Origin of the sequence: Vibrio sp. V23_P3S9T160 (genome assembly GCF_963886625.1) — a bacterium.
Lineage (GTDB): Bacteria > Pseudomonadota > Gammaproteobacteria > Enterobacterales > Vibrionaceae > Vibrio > Vibrio anguillarum.
In genome coordinates this window covers 1-4,892 of the sequence record NZ_CAWPDB010000053.1, presented here as the reverse complement: position 1 = coordinate 4,892, position 4,892 = coordinate 1, and the positions used below count along the sequence as shown (strand labels likewise).

Below are 4,892 nucleotides of genomic sequence, written 5' to 3'. Positions count from 1 at the left end.
GAATAAATTTATTGGCAACGTTTTAGGCTCAGAAGATAAGCTAGTTAAACTATTAGGTAATAACCCTATTGATCATTTGGTGGGGTATGTATATTCAATGGATTTCCGAGAAGCTAGTATTCTCACCAACGATTATCATAAAGAGCAAGTAGCGGGTATACCCCACAATAGCTTTTTAGTCGCCACCTCCTTAAATCCGGATAAGGTTTCAGCTGGTACTGAATTGGATCGAGAAGTCATTCTACTTAGAGTGTTAGGTCCTGCAAAGCTTCCAACTGATGATGACTACGTCAGAACAAGAATTGAACACAACCAGCGTAGAACCTCTGATGAAGTATTTGTTAATGATCGACTTGATGGCTTAGACGTTCTAACACACTCTGAGCTTCAAGCTGGTGGTTTGAGATGTCGCATATTGGGGACTTTCTTCATAGATAAAGGTGAATTAAGACTTGGAAGTGATGTTGAAAACTATATGTCTGTTAATCGACTGCGTGTTTTCAAACCGAGGGGCGAAGCTCTGGAAACTATAGTCAATCATGTAAATGAAGAAGTAAAAGTAAAAGCTCTTGAAGAAGCTCTAAAATCAGGTTTTACGGCAATGCCAACGGCTATCGATATTGGTACTGTGCGCTATACCTCAACAGCTAGATTACACAGAGCTGTTACCGAAGCTCTTGTTTCGGTTCAGATCCAGCCCACCGACTTTTTAGCCCGCCGTACAGCGATACTTGGTATGACTCGTACTGGTAAATCTAACACATTAAAGACGACCGTTGCTTCTGTCGCTATGTCTGCTGCCAAAGATAATACGAAAGTAGGTCAAATAATATTTGATATTAATGGTGAGTACGCAAATGTGAACCAACAGGATGACGGAAGTTCAATTGCAGATGTCTTTAAGGGAGATGTTGTTTGTTACAGAGGAATGGCAAGTGAAGATCCATCAGTAAGAGATTTGAGAAATAACTTTTATGAACGGCCAGATATAGGTTTGACGATCATTCAAGATATTCTTAAAGATGAAAATATATCTGCTGGTGATATGAGAATTTTGGTTTCTTCACTTTCATTTGATGAGCTGCCTGAAGATGCGACAGAAAGCGAAAAAGTTCGTTTTGAAAGGTTGGTAGCGGCGTTTAAAGCACTTCTGTACACCCGAGGTTTTGAGGCGCCTAAAAACTACAAGGTCAAGTTAAGCGTGTCAAAAGACGTGAAGCGTCAGATACTTGAGCAAAATTATACTGATGTTGTTAGTGACTTAGAAGAACGTTTGGGTAAAAAACCTTCTCAGGAAGAGTTGAAGGTTGAAGCTGATGATTATTTCCCTAATTATTCTTCAGGAGTAACTCTTACGGAACTTGTGAAGTTCTTTATCGATGCACGTAGTGCGGATAAGAAAATACGCAAAGAATATGAAGCGGCGGAAAGTGAGTTTAAAAAGAAAGGAACGAAAATTCCAGCGGGATTATGGCCATCTTTAAGAAGTAAGAAAGCTGGAGATGATTGGATTGATGATAACTTAAAAGCGCTGGTCAACTTGATTGCGGGCAAGAATGAAACTGATATGCCTATTCGAGTAAAAAGCTATCTAGGACCAATTGCTGAATACCACAGTATTCATCGAGATGGAGAAGTTGAATCAGAGATATACGAATTATTGTTAGACGGGAAAATTGTGATTCTAGATCTTTCTGTTGGTTCTGAAATGGTGCGAAAGGCCATGGCTCTTCGAATTGCTAGACATGTTCTTACTCGTTCGATGGGACGGTTCCATAAAAACGAGTATTTACCGAATATCGTTATATATGTTGAGGAAGCTCACAACTTGATTGGCCGTAAGGATGACTTAACAGGAGTATGGCCAAGAATTGCTAAGGAAGGTGCAAAAGCGAAAATTGCATTTGTATACGCAACACAAGAGCCGTCGTCTATCCATCCTAATATTCTGGCGAACACAGAGAACTGGTTTGTTACCCATCTTAACAATGAGGATGAGTTGCGTTCACTCGGTAAGTTCTATGATTTCGCTGATTTTCATGCTTCGTTGAAAACTGCTCAGGATGTTGGTTTTGCACGGATTAAAACTTTGTCCTCTCCGTTCGTTGTTCCGACTCAAATTAATCGTTTTACGCCAGACGAACTTGCTAAAGAGTATGCTGAAATTAAACTTACGAGAGGTGAATAATGCCTTATAACAGAGAACCAGCGGGTAAGGGCGGTCATGTAGACGTAGTAAAAAACCCTGATGTACAAGAGTTTCTTAAGAATTGTAGTTGTCTAACGCCGCCCTCAGAGGAAGAAGCCAAGAAAATCACTCAGGATTATATCCTTTGGGAAGAGGGAGATGGTTGGCTGCCTGATTATGTTGTTGCTTCTGATGCGAGCCCTTACAAGGAGCCAATTCCGGGTCTATTTCCAAGTACTCAGGTTGGTTATGTTAAAAATAGTATGGTTATCATCAAAGTTTCTGAATATCAGGAGCTAAAGCCAGAAAAATCAAACTATGTAGATCCATTTAAAGTTGCACAGCTACACAGAAGTGGTGACCCAATATCGTTCACTTTACCAGGTTGTAATGTGCGTTATAAGGATGCCGCCACTGTTAAGGATGGCTTCCGCTTAGCGATTTATGAACAGCTTTCTGATATGCGAACCAGTTTTACGAATGATAAAAGTTTTAACGTCGTTGGTACACTTCTCGCTATTGATGATGGTGAAGTGAAGCTAAAAAAATGCCCTTCATGCGGTCAGCAAGGTGACTTTATATTTAAAGTTAAAGAAGAAGTGCAGTGTTGTCAGTCATGTGGACAGGATGTTTATGTAACGGATGTAATGCGAATACATGAACAAATTTCTGATTTAGGGGATAACGGTTCGGCAATTACAAGGTTTATGAACGTAGTGGAGCACTTGGTGATTGCTTCATTCATCCGAATGGTTAGTGAGCGTAACCCTTCCCTGCTAAGTCGGATGTCCTTTGTTCTTGACGGACCTTTAGCAATATTTGGGCAACCTGCCAAAGTACATGCGAGGTTGCTGAAATTGTATTCCAAAGTGGCTGCTCATCTGAAGGATAAAGGCTTAGAGCCACCTTTAATCATGGGTATACAAAAGACCGGGACCGCGGTTGAACACGCTAAAGCTTTATCTCGATATATCGAGCCTGGTGCCTTTCGTGTCATTGATGATGAATATAGGCATCGCTACATTGCTGCTCGTTCAGAAGCTTCAGATAACTTTGGTCATGAGACTTATTATGGACAAGACTTTATCTATAAAACGAGAAGCGGAAAAGTTTTCGTGTTTGGACTAGTGTATCCATTTGAATATAAAACACCTTATGGTGATTCAGACGAAGATACCGGAGCAAAGGAAGCAAAGAAAAAATTTGCTTGTGAGAAAGTAGAAGTCCACCGATATATTCCGATGCTCGGTCGAGCGATGAATCTGGTTACTCATTTCGAATTAGAGCTCTATGAGAATGCGATTGTCCCTATAGCCCTAGCTCATCGACACGCTTCCATAAGCTTGGTTCCGGGTGGTAAAGTTCTCGATATTCTTTCTAGGAAAGGCTTAGATCTTTAAGGGGCTAATAGTGAGCAACCTTATTTGGTTGCTCTCTGTAGATTTAATGAGTTTGGTACTCGTAAACGAGGGCTCACAACCAAAAGTTCTGTGCCCTTTTTCTTATCTGCTGCGCTGTAGTTGAGTGAGAAAGTAAACTGGCGATAGCTGCTATACAGTTGTTTTATTTGATCTGCATTATCGTAAGTTAGCATCCAGCGCCCTTCTATTTGTCCTATTACATCGGCTAATTCTTGATGATCACAAGGTTCATAGAAATTTGTATATAAACTTTGGCCTTTTACAAAATAAGGAGGATCAATACAGTAAAAGCTTCTTTCTACATTGGCTTCAATATGGTTAATAAAATCAACAGCATCCATGTTGTAGATGTGAATTTTGTCAGAGAAAGAAGCTATTTTTCGGATTTTACTTATTAGACTTTTCTTATTAAATCGGCAGTGTAAAGGGTATTTACTTTGTTGCTCTAAGCCACCGATAACTCCAGCCTTTTGAATAATTCCTGAACGGTTAGTTCTGTTTAAGAAAAAGCTAGAAAACCCTAAAGTTAAAGTATCAACTTGTTCTTTTCTTTCTTGTATCTCTTTCTGAATATGCCATTCATCTATGGTGATATCAGTGTCATTTACTAATTGAATAAACTCTTCTGTATTATTCAATATTGAATACCAGAACGCCCAAATAGAAAGATCGAGATCATTCAAATGAATATGAGGGACTACTTTGTTAAACAGCAAAGACAAAGCTAACCCTGCTCCACCAGCATAGGGCTCTACATAATGTGCGGTACGTAGATTGTTTGCTCCAATTATCTCTGAAACCATCGGGGTTATGGCTGTTTTACCACCTGGGTATCTGAGTGGTGAAGGTGTTACTGGCATTAATTACTCTCCAAAATTCAGGCCGCATTCTAACATTGAATCTTGCTCTTTGTGGAGATAACTCCCAATGAAATGCAATAAATGGATGCTGTTTAGTTATTTTTCTGAACTTTCACCAATTCTCCCCAAACCCTATCCGATTCTTTCTTATTCGATTCCTTCAAACTGTAGTGGTCAACTAAAATTGGCCACGGTTTTAGAGTTTTCCCAATATAATCGTTCTGATTCATTGGGAGTTAGACCACCGTTATACTGATGTGGCCTGAGTTGGCAGTAATATCCGATAATGTAGCGGGTGATCTCTTGTTGAGCCTCAGCGAAGCTACGATAACCCACAGTTGGCACCCATTCCGTCTTCAGACTTCTAAAGAAGCGCTCTATCGGCGCATTATCCCAACAGTTTCCTCGGCGAGATAAACTCTG

The 4,892-nt window shown here is 40.0% G+C and carries 4 protein-coding genes; 2 read left to right on the top strand and 2 right to left on the bottom strand.

Annotated features, from left to right (window positions below):
• Together AACU59_RS03140 and AACU59_RS03135 are read left to right on the top strand one after the other, a co-directional pair.
• The coding region (locus AACU59_RS03140) for a helicase HerA domain-containing protein (RefSeq protein WP_237666610.1) at positions 1-2,188 on the top strand (2,188 nt) is incomplete at its 5' end.
• The gene (locus AACU59_RS03135; protein ID WP_094145291.1) at positions 2,188-3,588 is read left to right on the top strand and encodes a hypothetical protein; all 1,401 of its coding nucleotides are present in this window, start codon (positions 2,188-2,190) and stop codon (positions 3,586-3,588) included. The genes AACU59_RS03140 and AACU59_RS03135, both read left to right, overlap by 1 nt.
• Before the next feature lie 20 nt (positions 3,589-3,608).
• Here the strand turns inward: AACU59_RS03135 and AACU59_RS03130 are convergent, their stop codons facing one another.
• Complete coding sequence (locus AACU59_RS03130; protein ID WP_161437707.1) at positions 3,609-4,469, bottom strand: DNA adenine methylase; 861 nt, start codon at positions 4,467-4,469, stop codon at positions 3,609-3,611.
• 174 nt (positions 4,470-4,643) lie between these two features.
• Positions 4,644-4,892: integrase core domain-containing protein (locus tag AACU59_RS03125; protein WP_161437571.1), on the bottom strand; the 249-nt coding region annotated here is incomplete at its 5' end.